At 63.1% G+C, this 19634-nt stretch carries 7 protein-coding genes; 5 read left to right on the forward strand and 2 right to left on the reverse strand.

What is annotated here, in order from left to right; all coding sequences use genetic code 11:
- Window positions 1-2: 2 nt before the first annotated feature.
- Complete coding sequence (locus GPL20_RS02010) at window positions 3-1262, reverse strand: extracellular solute-binding protein (RefSeq protein WP_157327179.1); 1260 nt, start codon at window positions 1260-1262, stop codon at window positions 3-5.
- Between the two features lie 466 nt (window positions 1263-1728).
- Between GPL20_RS02010 and GPL20_RS02015 the strand changes: the two genes are divergently transcribed.
- From GPL20_RS02015 to GPL20_RS02030, 4 genes are all read left to right on the forward strand, one after another.
- A complete protein-coding gene (locus GPL20_RS02015) occupies window positions 1729-3399 on the forward strand; it encodes a TolC family outer membrane protein (RefSeq protein WP_157327181.1) in 1671 nt (556 codons plus the stop codon).
- A 234-nt stretch (window positions 3400-3633) separates the two neighbouring features.
- On the forward strand, window positions 3634-5874 hold the full coding sequence (locus GPL20_RS02020; RefSeq protein ID WP_309143205.1) for a type I secretion system permease/ATPase: 2241 nt from the start codon (window positions 3634-3636) through the stop codon (window positions 5872-5874).
- Window positions 5864-7114, forward strand: a complete 1251-nt coding sequence (locus tag GPL20_RS02025) for an HlyD family type I secretion periplasmic adaptor subunit (RefSeq protein WP_157327186.1) — start codon at window positions 5864-5866, stop codon at window positions 7112-7114. Before GPL20_RS02020 ends, GPL20_RS02025 begins: the two co-directional genes overlap by 11 nt.
- A 215-nt stretch (window positions 7115-7329) precedes the next feature.
- Window positions 7330-8370: a transglutaminase-like cysteine peptidase gene (locus GPL20_RS02030; RefSeq protein WP_157327188.1), complete on the forward strand. Its 1041-nt coding sequence runs from the start codon at window positions 7330-7332 to the stop codon at window positions 8368-8370.
- Between the two features lie 61 nt (window positions 8371-8431).
- On the opposite strand, the gene GPL20_RS02035 is transcribed toward GPL20_RS02030, so the two are convergent.
- A complete protein-coding gene (locus tag GPL20_RS02035) occupies window positions 8432-19381 on the reverse strand; it encodes an immunoglobulin-like domain-containing protein (protein WP_167532850.1) in 10950 nt (3649 codons plus the stop codon).
- Between GPL20_RS02035 and GPL20_RS38635 the strand changes: the two genes are divergently transcribed.
- On the forward strand, window positions 19370-19600 hold the full coding sequence (locus tag GPL20_RS38635) for a hypothetical protein (RefSeq protein ID WP_167532851.1): 231 nt from the start codon (window positions 19370-19372) through the stop codon (window positions 19598-19600). The two genes, GPL20_RS02035 and GPL20_RS38635, sit on opposite strands and share 12 nt — an antisense overlap.
- Window positions 19601-19634 lie beyond the last annotated feature (34 nt).

Here is a 19634-nt window from a genome sequence, read left to right on the forward strand (position 1 = left end):
CGTCAGTTGCCCTGCTTCCATGCCGCTTCGATCGCTTTGGCGGCGTCCTGCGGACTCATGCTGCCACCGGCGATCTCCGCGGTGACGTCGTTGACAACGCGGCCGACCGAGGGGCCGAGGCTCTGGTCATAGAAATTCTGGTGGTAGTTCGACTTCACCAGATTGGCCGCGATCAGCTTCATGAAGGAATTGTTGAGGCCGGCGTCCGCGCCCTGCACCACGGGGATGATGAAGTTGCCCGCAGCAAGACGTGTCTGCACGTCCCTGGAGACGAAGTATTTCAGGAAATCGACCGCCTCCTTCGGCGAGCCTTTGGTGATCAGCCAGCCGGTGATGCCGCCGAGCGTATCTGTCGGCGCGCCCTTGCCGCCGGCCGCGACCGGAAAGTCGAACCAGCAGATCTTGTCCTCGCTCAAGCCGACCTTGTCGGCGGCGAGCGCACGCTGCAAATGATAGACCGTGCTGATCGCGAGCGTCATCGCCGCCTTGCCGTCGCCGAAATAGCCGACGGCCTGCGGGTTCTTGAAGCCGAGAAAACCGTTCTGGAAAGGCTGGAGATCGACGAGCTGCTTGAACAGCTCGCCGGATTTCTGGAAGGTCTCGCCGGCAAAGCCGCCGTTGTCGCCGCGCAGCGCCGCATCGAACGCCGCCTTGCCGCCGATGCGCACCGCAAGATGAGTCCAGTAGAAGTGCAGCGGCCATTTGTCGGCGCCGCCGACCACGATCGGAGTCACGCCCGCCGCCTTCAGCGTCTTTACCGCGGCGAGCAGATCGTCCCAGGTCTTGATCCCCGCGGGATCGACCTTCGCCTTGGCCATCAGCTCCTTGTTGCAGAGGAAGCCGACCTGCGACAGCGCGGTCGGCAGGCCGTAGACGCGGCCGTTGCTGGTGAAGGCGGCGAGCGCCGCCGGCGTGAGGCTGTCGCTGTAACCCTTCACCTGATCGGTGATGTCGTCGAGGACGCCGGCCTCGATCTGCGTCTTCAGGACGCCGCCGGCCCAGCTGTAGATGATGTTCGGCCGGTCCTTGGATTGCAGGATGGTCGGCAGCTTGGCCTTGTAGGCCTCGTTCTCGAGGAACTGCATGTCGACCTTGACGCCGGGATGCGACGCCTCATAGGCCCGGGCGACCTCCTCCCAGATCTTGACCTGGGCCGGGTTCGCCTCGATGTGCAGCCATTTCACCGTCGTGTCGGCTGCAGCGACGTTGGCCCCAAGCAGGCATGCGACAGCGGCGAGTCCCAGCTTTCTGAGCAATCTCATCACGTCCTCCCAACCGGCTTCTTTTCTTTGGCTGCAATCCTGCCTTCAATTTTTGAGGTACGCAACTAAATACCTGATCGACGCACCTCACATGAGAGGTGGCTCGCAAGGGCGACCGGGACCCCAACATGGCCAGCGGCAGCATTGCTGACACAAAAAATATAAGTTATATCAATAACTTATGTGGATTTTGCGCCATTGCACCGAGAATCGGCGAAATTCGCTCGGAGTGCAGCCAAGGGGCAGTCGGGCGAAAATACGGGCTCTCCTGTGATCCCTGCCTTGGCGGCGAGGCACCATGTTACCCTTTCGGTGCCTCCGGCGTGGCAAAAATGCGACATGGGCGCTTATGATTTGTTCAGTTTTCTAGTTTTTCCTAGCTTGTCGTTCCAGTCCTTGCCAAGCTTTCAGCCAATTTTCCCGGGGGTCCCCGCGACCGAATTGTTCGGAGAGGGGGGAGGATCAATTGCTAAGGCGCATTCTCTTTTCAGGTGCATTATTTCTCGCTCCGTGCAGCGGCGCGCTGGCGGAGCCGTACTCGATTAGCGACGCCTTGAAACAGGCCGTTCGCACCAATCCGGGGGTTGGCGAGGCGTCTGCCAATCGCCGCGCCACCGAAAGCGAGCTTCGACAAACCCAAAGCACGCTGCTCCCGCAAGTGCGCATGGAGGCGCGGTGGGGGCCCGAGAAATTCGACCAGAGTGCTGCCGTGGCGAGCGGCACCGCCCTACCCATCCCGGTGGTGGGAAATGGCTCCTGGCGAAACGGGTCTCAGGAATCCGTGGTCGTCCGCCAGATATTGTTCGACGGCTTTGCCTCGATTCACGACATATGGCGGCAGACGGCCCGCGTGAACGCGGCCGCGTTCCGTGTTCGTGAGCGCACCGAGTTGATCGCCTTGGACGCGGCGGAAGCCTATGTCGACGTCGTGCGCTATTTGCGACTGGTCACGCTCGGCGAGCAGAACGTCGCGAACCATGAAAAGATCTTCGCCAACGTCAACACGCGTTTCTCCGGCGGACGGGCCGGCGAAGGCGACCTCGAACAGGCGCGTGAACGCGTTGAAAATGCGCGCGCAACGCTGGCGGAATTCCGCCGGAGCCTGGAGGAAGCGCGCGCCAAATACCGCAAAGTCGTGGGACTTGAAGCCATCAATCTTCGTTTCCCGGGACCGCTCGGCGGCTTGCCCACGAGCCGCGACGAGGCGCTCGCAACGACGGTCCGCTTCAATCCCACCATTCAGGCCGCTCAGGCTGACGCTGATGCGGCAAAGCACGCATTCCGCGTGACGGATGGCGCTTTTGTGCCGACCTTCTCGCTCGAGGGTCGGGCTACGCACAACGACAATACGTATCCTTATCTTGGCGTCACTCACGACGACTACAGCGGCAAGGTCGTCATGTCCTGGGATGTCTTCCGGGGCGGTCAGGACGTCTGGCGACGATCCGAGATGGCCGAGCGCTACGTCGAGAGCACTGCGCGACATGCGCGTTTGCAGCGCGACGCCATCGAATCCATCGACAAGGCCTGGGCGGCGCGCACGGTCACCTCGACACGCATCGCGGCCCTGGTGCGGCAACTCGAGGCTGACCGGAAGACGATTGCGGCATTCCAGAAAGAATATGAACTTGGTCAGCGCTCGCTGATCGATCTGCTGAATGCTCAGAACCAGTATTTCAATGCGCTCGTTTCGCTGACTTCGGCGCGCGGGGTCATCGTGTTCGCCGACTATCAGCTTCTGGCAGCGATGGGCACGCTGCTCGAATATCTGAAGGCTCCCCCGCCGGTCGATGCCGCGCCGGTGGATCTCGGAATTTTCGGAACACCCGACTTCAAGGCGCCCACGCTTCGCGTGAAGCTGCCCCAGACCGGCTCCGAACCGCTGAACGTCCCGGTGCCTCCTCCCCAGCCCGCGCCACAGCGTCTGGGTTATGCCAGTGAAGCGCCCGAGCCTGATGCCTTCAGGGATCGATGGCCGCGGACTTCCTATCAGCCAAGTATGGTCGGCGTGACGGAGTGGCTCACGCAGCAGCGCAGCAGCGATCCTGTCGCCCTGCAGACGTCTCCTGTTACCGCTTACGCGGCGAACCAGAAGCCGCATTGGCTCGCGACGGCCTTCGAGCCTGTTCGGAGATAGTCCCGACTCCGCCATTGGAACCGGGAACAAGCGCGTTTGGCAGTGCCGCCGAACGGCGAAGGGCGATTCGTGGATTAACCTTTAGTTGCGCTTTTGCCAATTTAACCAAATGCTTCCTATGCGTTTTCCGCTATCTTGGAATGCCGGTTCGCCGCTCGATCCGCGTTATTTCATATTGGACATTGGCACTTGTTATTTCGATCATCCGAGTCAAGCCGCGCGCATAGCCGCCCCATTGGCGAGCCGACGGTTGCGCTTGAACCCGAGCAAGCGAGTCATCGTCGCGACGGGGATGACCCACTTGCCGCATCGCTCGTGTACCTCGCGTCGTATCATGGCCGCGCCGTAAGCCGCGAGGCGTTGCTGGGCGGCCTGCCGATCGTCGACGGACAATTGTCGGTCCCGCTCTATGATCGCGCAGCTCGGCGTGCGGGGCTCGAGACCGAAGCCGTCAAGCGGGACATTGCCGACATTCCCGCGCTGGTGCTGCCGGCAGTTCTGATCATGAAGAACGGGACGACGCTGATTCTCCTGGCGTTCGATCAAGCCCGAAGCAATGTGAAAGTCATCAATCCGTCCCTGACGGATTACACGCCCGAACTCCAGGAGATTCAGACCGTCTCGTCCGGATACACCGGATACGCATTTTTCGTCAGGGCCGCGGTGGAGAGCAACGCCCGCGCCGTCGCCGCGGGCGACCTGCCGCGAAGCCACTGGTTCTGGTCGGTGGTCAAGCTGCATTGGCGCAGCTACGGTCACATCGCGCTCGGCGCCTTTCTGATCAACATGCTTGCGCTGGCGACACCGCTCTTCACCATGAGCGTTTACGACCGCGTCGTTCCAAACGGCGCAATTCCCTCCCTGATCGCGCTATCGATCGGAATGGGGCTGGCGATAGCGTTCGATTTTATTTTCCGAACGGTTCGCAGCCGCATGATCGACGTTACCGGCAAGACGATCGACGTCATCCTTGCCGCCAACATCTTCGAGCACATCATGGGCGTGAAGATGGCGCAGCGGCCTCCCTCGGTGGGTATCGTCGCCAATCAGTTGCGCGATTTCGACTCGGTCCGCGAGTTCTTCACCTCCGGCAGTGTCGTCTCCGCAACGGATCTGCTGTTTGCGGTCTTGTTCATCGGAATCCTCTTCGTGATTGCCGGGCCGCTGGCCTGGATACCTCTGGTGATGCTGCCGGTCATGCTCCTGATCGGCGTCGCACTGCAGCGCCCTCTCGACCGGGCCATGAAGCGTCAGCAGGCTGAAGCCGCGGCCAGGCATGGCGTGCTGGTCGAGTCGCTGTCCGGCATTGAGACGATACGCGCGACCGGTGCCGAGGCCCGCATGCAGACGGCCTGGGAGCGATCGGTCGCCGCTACCGCCCGCTCGGGCGAAGACGTTCATTTCTGGGCCTCGCTTGCTCTCACCAGCGCCAACACGGCCCAACAGCTCACCAGCCTCAGCCTGATCGTCGTCGGCGTATTCCTCATCCTCGACGGCAAGCTCACCGTAGGCGCCCTGGTGGCGGCAAACATGCTGGCGGGGCGCATCCTCGCTCCGATCGCGGGAATTGCCTCGGTGATCACGCGCGGAACGCAAACCCTGAGTTCGTTGAAGGCGATCGATCGGATCATGTCGCTGGAGCGCGAACGGTCGCCCACGCGCGCCTATGTCTCCAGGCGCATCCGCGACGGCGCGATCGCTTTCGAGGGCGTCAGCTTCACCTACCCCAATGCGCCGGGCAAGGCGCTGGACAAGGTGTCGTTCAGCATCGAAGGCGGGGAGAAGGTCGGCATCATCGGACGCGTTGGATCCGGCAAGACCACCGTTGGACGGCTTCTGCTCGGCTTCTACGAGGCGCAGGAAGGCCGGATCCTCGTCGACGGCGTCGATTCACGGCAATACGATCCCGCCGACCTGCGGTCCGGCGTCGGCTTTGCGATGCAAGACACTGAACTGTTTTTCGGGAAGCTGCGCGACAATATCGCATTGGGCAAGCCCGAGGCCACCGACGAAGAGATCCTGGCTGCTGCGCGCCTGTCCGGGGTCGAGGCGTTCATCGCGGGCCATCCCTTGGGCTACGACATGCCGATCTCGGAAGGCGGTCGCAGTCTGTCGGGCGGTCAGAAGCAGGCCATCGGCCTTGCGCGCGTGCTCATCAGGAAGCCGAAGATATTGTTCCTCGACGAACCGACCGCGCATTTCGACGTCCGCAGCGAGGCCGAGTTTCTAGAGCGCCTGAAGACGCTACGCGACGAGCGGATGACGATCCTGATCTCGACGCATCGGCTTTCGCTGCTCAACATGGTCGACCGCCTCCTGCTGTTCGACAACGGCCGGCTGGTCGCTGACGGCCCGCGCGACAAGGTTCTCGCGCTCCTGCAGGGCAAGCCGGCGTCATCCGCGCCGAGCCAACCCGCAACGCCGCCAGCTGCCGCGCAGCCGGCCACTGCAATGGCCAGAACCAATGTCGTCTGATTTCGCGTTTGCAAACGATATCCGGGCTGCCGCTGCGCTTCGCGCGCCGCGCACATCGCGTATGTTGCTGGCAGCATCCCTCGCCCTGCTCGCGACATTCCTGACCTGGGCCCATTTCGCCGTGCTCGACGAGGTCAAGCGGGGAAATGGCCGCGTCGTACCGTCGCGGCAGATCCAGGTGGTGCAGTCGCTCGAAGGCGGCATCGTCGGCGATATCCTCGTTCAGGAAGGGGCGATCGTCCAGCAGGGACAATCCCTCATGCGTATCGACGACACCAAATTCGCCTCCGAGTTCGGCGAGATCAGGGAACGGCGGGCCGCGATGGCCGCGCGCGTCGCCCGGCTGGAAGCCGAAGCCAGGGGCAAGAGCGAGCTGGTCTTTCCCGATCAACTCGATCAGGTCGTGCCTTCGGCCGTGGCTGCGGAAAGCAGCGTCTTCAAGATGCGCGGGCAAAAGCTTGCCCAGGATGTCGACGTCCTGAATCAGCAGGTCACGCGGCTGACCGGCACCCTCAAATTGCTGGACCGCGAATTGGCTCTGACGCGCAAGCTGTACGAGCAGAAAGTCGTGCCGGAGATCGAGATGTTGCGCCTCGACCGGCAGGCGACCGAGATGAGAGGGCAACTTGCGGAAGCCCAATCCAAGATCGCGAGCACGGTCTCGTCTTTCCGCTCCCAGGCGGACGAGGACCTTGCCAAGTCCAAAGGCGACCTGGCCGTGCTCGACGAAAATATCAAATCGGCGCAGGACCGCGTTCGTCGAACCGACCTGAAGGCGCCGGTGCATGGCATCGTCAACAAGCTGAACGTGACCACCGTTGGAGCGGTCGTGCAGCCCGGTGCCAATGTGATGGATATCGTTCCGCTCGACGACACCCTGCTGGTCGAAGGCCGCATCAAGCCCCAGGACATCGCCTTCATCCGGCCCGGCCAGGACGCCGTGGTGAAGATCTCGGCCTACGATTCCTCCGTCTACGGCTCGCTGAAGGGCAAGGTCGAGCGGATCAGCGCCGACACCATCGTCGACGAAAAGGCCGAAAAGACGCCGGAGCGCCAGGAGAGCTTCTACCGCGTCATGGTGCGGACGGAGAAGAACCATCTGGGCACGGAGCAGAAGCCGCTTCCGATCATCCCCGGCATGGTCACGACGGTCGAAGTGCTGACCGGCGAGAAATCCGTGCTCGACTATCTGGTAAGGCCGGCCCGCACCCTGCGCGACGAAGCCCTGCGCGAGCGTTGAGACTTCGGCAAGGTTAACAGGGCGCAAAGGCCGCGGCGATAATTTGCCGATCCGGCGCAGCGCGGAATTGACCGCCTTCGCGACAAGGCCGTCACCCTCCTCCCGTTTTAACCTCACCTAAGCGTCGCAGCCTCAGTCTCGATCCGACAACAGGATCGGGGCGTGGATCGACGCGACAGACGTTGACGACGCTCCCGGCGCAGGGGACGTCGTCTATGACACTGCATTGGGAATTGCAGCGGAAAGGCCTGTGCGCGCTCGGCGCAGCGCTGGCTGCCTTGATCGTTGCGGGCGTGACATCGCCTGCGCGGTCCGATGAGGTCTCGGCACAGGACGCCTTGGCACAGGACACGTTGGCGCAGGACACCCAGGACACTCTCGCGCCCGGCATCGACGTGGCCGCGCGCGCTCCGGCAACGTTCTTCCGCATCAACGACGTGCTGGCGAAGCTCGATGCGATGCGCGGCCGCGGACCGAAGGCCGTCCGCCTCGCCGCGCTCACGCCTTCCAATATCGCGACCGACGCAGCCCCCGAGCCCAGGCCCGCGCCGGCAAAAGGTGACGAGCCGTTCGGCCTCTTCACCTTCCGCGCGCCCGAGGGTCTCCTGTGGCAGAAGTGGCGGGGACTGGAGGCCAAGCTGACCAGGGACGCCGAGACGATGAGGCGATGCGAGGCTGATGCTGCCAATTGCCCCTCGAATGCCGCGCAGTTCCTGCGCTTGGTCGGCGCCGTCAAATCGAAATCGGGACGCGCAAGGCTCGATGAAGCCAACCGCGCGGTCAACATGGTCGTCCGCTACGTCAGCGACTATGCGCAGCACGGCGAGGCCGATCGCTGGAGCTCGCCGCTGGAGACCTTCGCCACCGCGAAGGGCGACTGCGAGGATTATGCGATCGCGAAATACGTCGCGCTGCACGAAGCCGGGTTTCCGCGCGAGGATCTGCGCCTCGTGCTGGTCCGCGACCGCGCCGTGCGGCAGGACCACGCCGTGCTCGCCGCGCGCATCGAGGGCCAATGGCTCGTCCTCGACAACCGGCGCTCCGAGCTGATCGAGGAGTCCGGTGCGACCAACCTGGCGCCGCTGTTCGCGATCGACCACGCCGGCGTTCATCTGTTCGCCGCGCCCTATGCCCAGCGCCAGCTGGCCGGCCCCGCGGAAGCGGCGCCCGCAGCCAGCGGCGAAGGCACCGCGTGGGGCAATGTGGACATCGCTGCCGGCGCTGCCTGGCCCGGCGCCCTTCCGCTGCTGATGTGAGACAAAAAGAAAGCGGCTCTCATCGAGCCGCTTTCCAGGATCGTTGGTACCGGCCTGACCGCTAGGCCTGTGCCGCGTGGTTCACCTGCAGGTCGTTGTCGATAAACAGCGTGGCCGCAGGGCCGGCAGTCGAGACCCATTGGTGGAAGACTTGCCCCCCTGCCGATGTGTAGGTCGTCGCGGTTTCGGAGAAGTTTGTCAGCTCGACGTCGTCGCCTGCCGATCCGATCACGAACAGCGTATTGGCCGTGCCCGTCTGGCTGTTGATCGCGCCTGCCCCGCCCGTGAAGGTAACCACATTGGCAGCGGTCAGCCCGTGCAATTCGGTGCCGAACGAGCTGCTGGCAGACGCCTCTGCGGTAAGCAGGATCGCTTCCAGGTTGGACAGGTTCTCCGTCGACAGATCGACGTCGTACAACCGGACGCCGTTGGTGACGTGCGAATTGGCGGAGGAAAGACCGCCGGTCGGCGCGCCGCTCACCTGGAAGGAGGTATTGTAGATCGCCCCCTCATCGATACGCAGAATGTCGAACCCGGCGTCGCCGTTGACGCTGGTATCGTTCGTATCGAACACGATGACGTCGTTCTTGCTGCCGCCCGTGATCGTGTCAGCGCCGGCGCCTCCGTTCAGGAACGTATTCCCGCCCCCGCCGGCCAAGGTGTCATTGCCACTAAATCCATAGACATAGTTGCCGTTGACGCTGGTGCCGGCCAGCGAATTGGCGAGATCAGATCCATCCTGCGAGTTCACATAGGTGTCCGAGTTGTGACTACCGTCCGGAACGATCTCTGATGTCAGCGCTTCCGCGGTGCTGCCGGTCAGCAGATATTCGATCTTGGTGGTGGCACCGCTGGCCTTGTCCATCGTAACGCCATTCAACTTGAAATCGGTGACGTTGATCTGGGTCGTGGCGGTAAAGGCGGCCTCCAGGACGACCTCGAACGTATGCGTCCCCGTGATATTGAAGCCTGCATCGCCCGTGAAGGTGGACGCCTGGCCCTGACCTTGGAACGTCAGGAGCTGCGCGAACGCATCCAGAGGCTGCGCCTCGTCGATGAAGCTGAGAATCGCCTCCTGCACAGTATTGTTCGTGTTGGTCTTGAAGGCGCCCGTCAGCAGCCTCGCGGCCGGAATGGCCGTGCTGTCGACAAACGTGGCCACGTTGTCGGTGGTCAGTTCGGCGTTGGATACCCCCACGCCGCCACCGGACAAGGTGGCTTCCGTCGAAGTTGCCGTGATGCTGAAGTTCAAATTGTCCGGCAGCGCGCCTGTCGACGGCGCCATCACGGCGATGCTCAGGTCGATCGTCGCCGTCTGGCCTGCATTCGGGTTCAACGCGGTATCATTGGGAACGATGATGTGGATGTTACCGGTCCCGCTGCTGTAGGTGTAGCTGAAATTCGTGCTGACACCGTTGTAGGTCCCGGCGATGGTGCCGCTGGCCGCCAGGCTGGCCGTGAAGCCGGTCTGTAGGTGGATATCCAGCACGTGGGTCTCCGACCCGTCGTGCACGTCCCCGAACATCGCCTTGACCTGCAGCGACCCGGTCTCGCCATTGCTGAATGCCGAGTTGGAGTCGCTCGCCGAGTCCTTGACGAAGATGATGTGCGACTGGCCGGTCACCGGCGCCGGCGCATCCGCGACGGCGTCGACGTAGATCGTGCCCGGGGTTGCCGCGCTGGTGGCTGTCGTTGCCCCCTGCGCGGCCGTCGCCGTCATCGAAATGACGGCGTCCACGTCGCTGTTAAGGGGCGGCGACATGAGCACCGCTGCCGTTACGGCCGCACCATCGGCCGCACCCGTGATGTTGATGGTCAACACACCGCTGCTGAACGAGGCGCTGCTGACCGAGGCGGTGCCACCGCCTCCCGTGAGCGCGAGGTTGGCGGCTGTCGCATCGACCGTCCACCCGGCGAGACCGGAGACGACGATCTGCGTGACGTGCGAGCTGCTGCCGACGCTCGCGGTGAACTGGATTCCCTCCTGCGTGTCTTCGGGCAAGCCGTTGTTCGGCCCGATGGCAATCGTCGGTGAATAGACGACCGGAACGGTCGTCGTTCCCGCGGTCAGCAACTGCTCGTATTGACCGCCACCGCTGACACTGTCGATGGAATCGGCGATCGAGGCCTGGTTGGTGATCTCCGCGTCGGAGTAGGTCCTGGTGACCGAACCGCTGCTCGCATTCGCAGCGATCATGACGTGTTCGCCGTTGCTCAGCAGGACGTCCAGCGGCGAGTTCGGCGTGAACGGGCTCAGCCCGCTCGACAGCGTCACGGTATAGGTGATCGACCCGCCGTATTCCGAGATGCTCGTGGTGGAGGTGGTGAGCGTGGCGGTGACCGGGTTGAGGGTGTCGGTGACCTGTGCCGTCGCGGTGCCAGTGCCGACCACCAGGTTCTCGAAATTGCCGCCGGTCGCATTGCTGATCGTCGCCGTCAGCTGCGAGCCGTCGAGATAGACGTCCTCGCCGTTCCCCGACGGGATCGTCAGCGTTCCCGTCGTCTGGCCGTCTCCGATCGTGATGATACCCTGGTCCGTCGTGATGACCGTGTCGCCATGCGAGACGTTCGACAGCGTCGCCGTGAACACGTAGTTCGCGATCGCGCCTTCCTGCACCGTCGAGGCACTCAGGTTCACCGTCGTCGTGTCGATGGTATCGCCGACATGCGCCGTCGCCGACCCGGTCCCGACCACCAGGTTCTCGAAATTGCCGCCGGTCGCATTGCTGATCGTCGCCGTCAGCTGCGAGCCGTCGAGATAGACGTCCTCGCCGTTCCCCGACGGGATCGTCAGCGTGCCCGTGGTCTGGCCGTCTCCGATCGTGATGATGCCCCGGTCGGTCGTAACGACCGTATCACCATGGGAGACGTTCGACAGCGTCGCCGTGAACACATAGTTCGCGATCGCGCCTTCCTGCACCGTCGAGGCACTCAGGTTCACCGTCGTCGGGTCGAGCGTGTCGGTGACTTGTGCCGTCGCCGACGCGGTGCCGATCGTCAGCTTCTCGAAGTTGCCGCCCGTCGCGCTGCTGATCGTCGCCGTCAGCTGCGAGCCGTCGAGATAGACGTCCTCGCCGTTCCCCGACGGGATCGTCAGCGTGCCCGTGGTCTGGCCATCGTGGATCGTGATAGTGCCCCGGTCGGTCGTAACGACCGTATCACCATGGGAGACGTTCGACAGCGTCGCGGTGAACACGTAGTTCGCGCTCGGCCCTTCCTGCACCGTCGAGGCGCTCAGGCTCACCGTCGTGTCGTCGACCGTGTCGTTGACCGTCAACGTCGCGGTGCCGTATTTGGTGAAGTCGACCTTCTCGAAATTGCCGCCAGAGGTGCTGGCGATCCAGATCAAGCTCGTATCGCCATCCAGATAGACATCGTCGCCCTGGGCTGGCTGCGGATCCGACGACGCCGTCAGGTGTCCGGGTTCGAAGGTGATCTCCACGCCATTATTCAACGTCACCGTGAACGTCGTAAGCGACGCATAATCCATATGCGCCGAGTAGACGACCGTCTCGTTTTCCAGCACCACGACGTTGTGCAGCGTCACGAAGTTGGTGGTGATGGTGTCGTTGATGTGTGCCGTCGCCGATCCAGTCCCGACCACCAGGTTCTCGAAGTCGCCGCCGGTGGCGTTGGTGATCGTCGCCGTCAGGCTCGTGCTATCGAGATACGGATCCTCGCCGTTCGGCGGGACCGGCGCCACGGTCAGCGTTCCGATAGTCTGGCCATCGTGGATCGTGATGGTGCCCCGGTCTGTGGTGACGATCGTATCGCCGTGCGAGACATTCGACAGCGTCGCCGTGAACACGTAGTTCGCGCTCGGCCCTTCCTGCACTGTCGAGGCGCTTAGGCTCACCGTCGTGTCGTCGACCGTGTCGTTGACCGTCAACGTGGCGGTGCCATACTTCGTGAAGTCGACCTTCTCGAAATTGCCGCCAGAGGCGCTGGCAATCCAGACCTGGGTTGACCCACCATCCAGGTACACGTCCTCGCCCTGCGCGGGCTGCGGACCCGACGATGCCGTCAGGTGACCGGGATCGAAGGTGATCACCACCCCATTGTTCAGCGTTACCGTGAATGGAGTATCGATCGGCGCGTAGTCCAGCTGCGCCGTGTAAACGATCGTCTGGTTCTCGAGCACCACGACGTCGTGCAGCGTCACGAAGTTGGTGGTGATGGTGTCGTTGATGTGTGCCGTCGCCGATCCAGTCCCGACCACCAAGCTCTCGAAGTTGCCGCCGGTGGCGTTGGTGATCGTCGCCGTCAGGCTCGTGCTATCGAGATACGGATCCTCGCCGTTCGGCGGAACTGGCGCCACGGTCAGCGTTCCGATGGTCTGGCCGTCATGGATCGTGATGGTGCCCTGGTCGGTCGTGATGACCGTATCGCCGTGCGAGACGTTCGACAGCGTCGCTGTGAACACGTAATTCGCCGACGGCCCTTCCTGCACCGTCGAGGCGCTCAGGTTCACCGTCGTCGGAGTGTCGGTGTCGTTAACCGTCACCGTCGCCGTGTCGGTGGTGTCCAAGAGCTCGTAGTTGCCGCCGGTCGCGCCGGTGACCGAGACAGGGTAGCTCCCGTGATCGACATAGGGGTCATCGCCCTGCACCGCGAACGGCGTCGAGGTGCCGGTGGTCTGACCCGCATGGATCGTGATCGTCGCGCCGTTGCTCAGGGTCAGCACGAGGTCACTGCCTTGCGGGGCATGATCCACACTGGCCGAGATCGTCGCCGTGCCGACGCCCTCGTTCACCGTGACGTCGTTCAACGTCACCTTGGTCGGGTCGCTGTCGTCGGTGACCACGAAGGATATCGTCGATCCCGACTTATCGCCGTCACCATCGGTAACGGTGTACGTGAAGTTCGCGGGGCCGCCGGTCTTGTAGACGTCGTCGGGCTGCGCAACGAACTTGTAGGCGCCGTCCGCGGTGACCTGGAGACTGCCGTGAGCGATCGAGATCGCCTGGGAATACCCGTCATTGCCGAAGGACAGGTTCGCCCCGTTGATCTGCGTGACGGTCGCACCGTCGGCACCCGGATCGAAATCGAGCTGCCCCGTGACCGGCGCAGACCCTTCGGGAACGTTCTGCGACGCTACCGCAAATGCATGCGGACCGTCGTCCTGGAAGTTGATGTGAAGCCCGGCCGGCGAAACGGCGTGGGCGGTATCGCCATCGCCGTCGGTCGCGGTCGCCGAAATATACACGAGGCCGTTCGTGATCGAGACCTCGTCGTCGTAGGCCGCGGGCGTCGAGCCATCGAGATTGTGGGCGATCGCCGCAAACTGGGCGACCCACAGATGCCCGTCGGTGCCGACATAGAGCGCGAACACCTTCTCGCCGGTCTGGAAGTTGTTGCTGTCGACGCCCCAGACGATGTTCGGGTTGGTGCTATCCGTGAACAGGAAGATGTCGTGGTTGCCGACCGTGGTGTTCAGCCCGGAATCCTGGCCGGTGAAGCCGCCACCGGTGGAATTCGTCAGCTGATAGGACACTCCTCCGGCCGGGCCGGGTCCATCCGTGCCGAAATCGGGCGTCGTGAACAGGGTGCTGGCGGCGCCGGTCGACTCTGCGTAGCCGAGAACGGTGACGATATTGGCGGCAACAATCGCGCCGGTCAGCACGCTCGGAGCCGTCGCGGGATTGACGTCGTTCTCCGGATTCGGGCCGGATTGCGGAGCAAACCCCGCGCTCTCGTCATGGGTGACGCTGAGCGTGGCGGGCGCGCAAACGACGGACGAGATGCCGCTCACCGAGAACGGATGACCGACATTGACCTCTTCAGGATCATTCGGGTCGGTCGGAAGCGCCGGCTGGCTGTTCGGCGTGCTCGAGAACGCGACGTTGTCGTAGTTGGAGATGACGAGACGATTGAAATCGGCGGTCGTGTTGACCGTGACGGTCGCCCCCTCGTTCAGGCCGACGATGACGACGCCGACGAGCGTGCTGCCGTTATAGACCGGAATCTTGGTGTAGCTGAGATCTCCGGTGACGGTGACGTCGTTCAGCGTGATCGCCAGCGGACTGCCGTCGTCGTTGAAGTTGTTGTTGTCGTTGGCGCTGAACACCTGGACGAAGACCGTCGCCGTGTTATTCGCGCTGCCCTGGATCTGGTGGATCGTGAACGAGGCCGCGTCGACTTCGTAATGCCCGTTATACGCAAAGGTGCCGGGGAACGTGACGTTGTTGACGAAGTCGAGCCGCAATATTTCCGCAGGCTGGTCGTTGCCTCCGTGGACCTCATGGCCCTCGATCGACTGGTTGCCGACGCCGATATCGTTGCCCGTCGTATTGATCGTGTTCGGGTTCGGACCATTGCCTTGACCGACGCCGGACAACAGCACGTCCTGGTCGCCCGGACCATCGAGACCGCGCTGGTCGACGTTGCCAGCCTTGATGCCGACATAGGTGAGCGGCGTATCGACGCAATCCTCCGAAGCGGAAATCGTCGGACCGGAATCGTCGATGGAGACGATGGAGTGGCCATTGTCGATGAGAGTAGCGGTGGCCGACTTCGTGACATGGTCACCATCGCCGTCCGTCACCGTTACGGTCAGCTTCACGCCGACGCTCTGGCCGGCAATCGCCGTCAGCAACGAGATCGGTTCATCGAACAGTGACGGATTCTCGGGCAACCGGGATCCAGCCGGTTCCGACGCATCGTGATCGATCGGCAGGAATTGATCGACCACGAGCTGCGCCGTGGCCGGATCGGTCGAGCTCAACGAGATGCGCAGGACGACGGCGTCGTCGCCTGTGAACTGCGTATCGTGGCCGATACGGCCGACGATCTGACCGCCCTCGAGCGTCAGCCAGACGGTCCGGTGGGCCACCGACGTGCCGTCGAGTGGACTATCAGCGAGCGCGGTCACAACGAGGTTGGTCTTGATCCCACCCGCTCCGGGCGCGCCGGTCAGGACCAGGCTGAGCGCGGACGTGACGGGATTGGCCAAAGCGGGACCATCGGCGCCGTAATTGATCACCGCATTGGTGAACAATGGGGCGAGCAGTCCCTCACCCGACTTCAGCTCGCCGATCTCAGCCGTCGAGGCTGCGTCCGTCGTGAACGTCACGGTGACGTTGGCCGTGTCGTCGGCGGTCCCATTCGGCGCTCCGCCGCCCGACTCGCCCTCACCGAGGTTGTACTGATCCGGCGGCGAGCCGTCCTGACCGATGGTCTCGTCCAGGTTCAGCTGAAGCGCGACGAACTCCGGCTCCGTCACGTCCGTGCCGATCGTCAGCTTCGGGCCGTCGTCGTTGAAGTGGATCCGGTCCGAAATATCCGCCGATGCGGACGACGTGTCGCCGTCGCCGTCCTTGATGGTCACGACAGCCGAGATAGAGCCCGCGGCCAGCGAAACCTGGTCGTTCGGATTCGAGGCGTTGAAGTGATGGAGCGAGAGATATTCGACCACCGACACCTTGCCCGTGTCCGGATCGATCGCAACCGCAAATGCGGTCTTGCCGGTCAGTTCGGGATGAACATTATCCTGCCCCACCGTGCCGATCACGCGGCCGGCGCTGTCCAGTGACAACGTAATCGCCGTTCCGTCCGTCAACGTCACGCCGGAGTCGGTTGAGTTCAGCTCAAGCGAATAGGTGATTGCAGCGGTCGGGTCGGGCCCGTCGACACCGAAATACGGCAGGATGCTCAGCGCCGCGCCGCTGCTGGTCGCATAGGCGAGCACCGACCCGGGCTCGTCCGGATCATCGCCGGGGTTCGCAACGCCCGTAAAGATCGCCAGCGGGCCATCGACGTCGTTGGCCTGGTTGTTCGGGGTCTCGTCCGCGGTCACCCCGAAATTGTGCGGCACCGTCGCCAACACCAGCGGGCCGTCGTCCTCGAACTGGATGTCACCGCCAATGTTGGCGGAGGCCGATGCGCGGTCGCCGTCACCGTCGGTGACCGTGACCGTTGCCTTGACCTGACCAAGCGCATTCGCGAGCGAAACGGCCTCGTCGATATCGCCGTCGACATCGGCGCTGTCATGGTGAAGCGAAACGTACTGGACGACGGACACCTTGCCGCTGATCGGATCGATCGCAATCGCAAAGGCGGCGGGATCGTTGCCAGTGTTGGTCACACCCGTGTCGGCGTCGGAACCGTCGTAACGGCCGACGATCAGGCCGCCCTCCAGGAACAGGAAGATCTCCTTCCCTCCTGTCGTCGTGATGCTGGAATCGATCGGACCGGTCGTGCTGTTGCCCTGCGCGTCGGTCAGAGTCAGCGAGAAGACCTTGGCGCCGGTCTTGGCCGCGCCGTCGGTACCGTAATCGACATTTTCGATGGTGAGTGCGGCGACATCGCTCTTCGCGTAACCGATGGGAAGACCGAAGGGAACCTGCGGGTCGTGTCCGGGATTGCTGACGCCATTGAAGACCGGCGTGAACAGGATGTCGTTGTCGTCGCCGAACGGCGGGCTTTGCAACAGCAGGGTCTCGTCGTGGACGACGGCAAAGCCTGCCGTCACGGACACCGTCACCGTCGGACCGTCGTCGTCGAAGGCGATGAACGATTTCTCGTTGCCAATCAGAGTGACCTGAACCGACGAGCTGGTCTGGTCGCCATCGCCGTCGATGGCTGTGGTGGTGAGATCGAGCTTGAGGGTGCCGTTCCCGATGAGGCGCAGGATCGCCTGCTCATCGAATTGCGACGGATTCTCGGTGCCGCCATGATCGATCGGCAGGAACTGGTCGACAGTAATCGTCGCCGCCGAGGGATCGGTGGCGTCGTCCAGGGTGATGCGGAAGGCGACATATTCATGCGCGGCAGTACCGTCACCGACGATCCGCCCCTCGAGCGTATTGTCGTCGACCTGAACCAGCACGATGGCGCGCTGTGAAGCCGTGAGGTTCGCGAGCGGCGAGCCGACCAGCGCCGTGGCGGTGAGGTTCGTATCGACCGTGTCGCTGGAAAGCACGAGCTTGAGCACGTTGCTGGTGCCGCCCTTGGCGCCGGGGCCATCAGTTCCGAAATCGGGAATGGCCGCGTCAAACAGCTCGGCAAGCTCACCCGCGGTGGTCGACAACTCGCCGATGGCCTGCCCCTGTGTCGGATGGATCGCGACGGTAACAGCGGTTGCCTTATCGTCGGCAATGCCGTTCGACGGCCCGCCCCCCGATTCGGGCTCGCTCCCGTTGTAGCGATCGCTGAGCTGGCTGTCGTCCTGACCAATGGTTTCGTCGAGGTTGAGCCGGCCAACATTCGACGGATGTTCGCCCTCCTCCCGCGTGATCGTCGGACCGTCGTCGTCGAACGCGATGAACGTATTCTCGCTGCCGATCAGATTGACCTGGACCACCGAGCTGGCCTGGTCGCCATCGCCGTCGGTTGCCGTGGTCGTGAGCTGCAGATTGAGCGTGCCGGCGTCGGTCAGATGGAGGAAAATCTGTTCGTCGAACACCGACGGGTCTTCCGAGCCGCCGTGGTCGATCGCAAGGAACTGGTCGACCGTGATGTGCGCGGTCGCAGGATCGCTGGCGTTCTCCAAGGTGATCCGGAAGGCGACGTACTCATCGCCATTGCCGGCAACGCCGTCGCCGAAGATCCGGCCCTCGATCGTGGTGTCGTTGACCTGGACCAGCACGATGGATCGCGCGGCTGCGTCGAGGCCCGCCAGCTGCGTGCCGGCAAGCGCAGTCGCGGTCAAATTGGTGCCGACGGTCTCGCTCGACAGCACCAGCTTCAGGACGTTGCTGACGCCGCCGTCGGGCCCGGGACCATCGGTCCCGAAGTCGACGAGCGCGGCCGGGAAGAGATTGGCAAGTCCGCCAACGGGCGTCGACAATTCGCCGATCGCCTGACTCTGCGCCGGTGCGGTCGATACGGTAACGCTCGTCACTCCGGTATCATCCAGAGTGCCGTTCGGCGTAATGCCGTTCGATTCCGTTTCGCCGATATTGTAGCGATCGGTCTGCGGGCCATCTTCCTGGCCGATGGTTTCATCGAGATTCAGCAAGCCGAGGGACGGCAGTTCGCTGCCTTCACCGCGGGTGACCACTGGACCATCGTCGAGGAACGACACGCCGAGCGAACCGCTCGACAGCGCAGTCGCCGTGTTGCCACCAAGGTCAGTCACCGTCTGCTGCACGAACACGACATCGGCAAGCTGCGCGCCCTCGCTTGTGTCGGGATCGGACGCCGTGCCGTGCTTGATGGCCTCATACTGGGCGACATCAAGTTTCAGGGTTGCGGGATCAAGGTAGAGCTGGAAGGCAACCGCGCCGTTCGGATCGGCGATGCCGCCGGCGCCCTCGCGGCCGACGACGAGATTGCCCTCGGTGAACAGGAAGATTTCATTGCCGGTGACCGTCGCCTGCAGACCGGAATCGACGCCGGCGAAGGCAGCGCCGGCAGAGGTCGTCAGCACATAGGTGATCGTTCCGGAGCCGTCCGTACCGAAGCTCGCGCTCGAGGACGCAATCGCCGGGATGGCGCTTTCGGCCCATCCGATCAGCCCAACCGGAGAGAAAACAGCAGGCAGGGCACCGTTGAGCTGATCGTTCGCGCCGTTCAGAACCTGCACATCGAGGGTTTCATCGTGGATGACGATCGTGTCCGAAAGCCCGAACCCTGCGCTCGGCAGAGTCGTCGCGGGCAATCCGGCGAACGTCTCCGGGCCGAGTGCGAAAGTGCCCAGGCTTTCCTGCCCGAGCAGGTCGAGCGGATTGCCGGCATTCAAGGGGTCCACGGCGGAGTTGGAGAAGCTGGCGCCGCTCCCTTGAGCGTTGCCATTGCCATCGCCGGCTGCAGGCAGCACGGACTGGTCGGTGGTAATGGGGAAGAGGCTCGCGAACTCCTGGACGTTGACGTCGCGCCCAGCCGCCAGCTCGATCGACAGCAGGTGCTGATCGTCATGACGGGAATCGAAGACTGGATCGACCGTGATCGTCGATTTGTTGTCGAACAGAATGATCAGCTTCTCGCCGACACGAACGAGCGTGATCTTTTCGTTGGCTACCGCCGAGAAATCGAGCTTGACCTTCTGGTCATATCCGAGATGGACGACCACCGCCTGATCCGTGAGCGGCTTTGTGAGTGCGAAAGTTCGAACTGGGGTTGCGTTGGTGGGAACAGCATTGCCGGCAGCCTGCGCTACCTGAAATTGTGCGTTCATAAATTGCCCCTGCCAAAACTCTGTGCAGTTGAAATCAAGTCTGAAGAAAGTAAGGCGAAAATTTTCGCTTTTAAGCTATTGTTAACCGAGGCGGGGGTCAACGAAATCAACTAGTTAACAAGTAGTTTTTGGTCGGCCGTGGTAAATT

The organism is Bradyrhizobium cajani (assembly GCF_009759665.1).
In the GTDB taxonomy this organism is placed as follows: domain Bacteria; phylum Pseudomonadota; class Alphaproteobacteria; order Rhizobiales; family Xanthobacteraceae; genus Bradyrhizobium; species Bradyrhizobium cajani.